Source organism: Bradyrhizobium sp. 197, assembly GCF_023073375.1.
In the GTDB taxonomy this organism is placed as follows: Bacteria; Pseudomonadota; Alphaproteobacteria; order Rhizobiales; family Xanthobacteraceae; genus Bradyrhizobium.
Map to the genome: position 1 here is coordinate 1 of NZ_JADPJJ010000088.1, position 690 is coordinate 690.

The 690-nt window shown below is 61.0% G+C and carries 1 pseudogene; it reads left to right on the forward strand.

What is annotated here, in order from left to right:
* Window positions 1-690, forward strand: a pseudogene (locus IVB27_RS20300) (ISL3 family transposase); the annotation flags it as partial.

The window sequence follows — 690 nt, forward strand, 5'->3', positions numbered from 1 at the left end:
GTGCGCCGCTCCATGAACAGAATCCGAACCGCAATCGGAGCGACAACGATCAACCCGGAATTGCTGACCTATGCGGAAAAGCTGCGCTATCAGGGCTATCTGCGGCGCCAGGATAGCCATGCCGCAATTGCGGCTCTCGTCAGCGACGGTGTGCCGTTCAAGGAGATCGTCCGTCGCACAGGACATAGTCGCAATCTGGTTTCGCCAAATTAGCCGCGGTGGCGGTACGGATATGTTCCGCACCCGTCAAAGCACCCTGGACGGGCACCTGCCGTTCCTGGACGCGCAATGGACAGGCGGCTGTCGCAACGGTGCCGAACTCTGGCGCCGTTTGAAGGGACAAGGCTTTATGGGATCGCTGCGCGTGGTGGCGGAATGGGCGACGCGACGGCGGCGTGCCGAGACTATCAGCCATCAACAATTGCAGAAGGTCCCCGCCGCCAGGACGATAGCGCAGCTGATGACGACGAAGCGCGACCACCTGACCAGGGCCGAGACCGTCACGCTTGCCGTCATCGAACAAAACGTTCCTATGCTGGCCGATGCCCAAGCTCTCGTTGGCCGCTTCCACGCGATGATCCGAAAGAAGGCCGAGATGGAGCTCGAACCTTGGATTGAGGAATCCAAGCGGAGCCTCATTGCCTCGTTCGCGAATGGCATTGCCAACGATAAGGGCGCGGTGCACGCGGC